This window comes from Pseudomonas juntendi, from assembly GCF_009932375.1.
GTDB lineage: Bacteria > Pseudomonadota > Gammaproteobacteria > Pseudomonadales > Pseudomonadaceae > Aquipseudomonas > Aquipseudomonas juntendi.
The window spans coordinates 1-232 of record NZ_BLJG01000610.1 but is presented as its reverse complement, the minus strand read 5'-3'; the positions used below and the strand labels follow the sequence as shown (position 1 = coordinate 232).

Annotated in this window: 1 pseudogene; it reads right to left on the bottom strand. The window is 58.6% G+C overall.

Features of this window, described 5'->3' with window-relative positions:
• Nucleotides 1-232: pseudogene (locus tag GYA94_RS27985) on the bottom strand (integrase domain-containing protein); the annotation flags it as partial.

Here is a 232-nt window from a genome sequence, read left to right as displayed (position 1 = left end):
CATACTGATCACCGCGAAGCGCCGCCATGGTCCTGTTAACGCTGGAAAGCCTGTTTTGTGCGGTGCTGACGGCGAGGTCACCGCGCCGAACCACATCGCGCAGATACGCTGCATAATCGCCCAACACTTTCCGATCAATCTGCCGCGCATCATTGATACCGGGCCCCTGTTCGGAGCGGCACCACTTGACGAATGCCTGCCATCGATCACTATGCGCCTTGACCGTACCGTA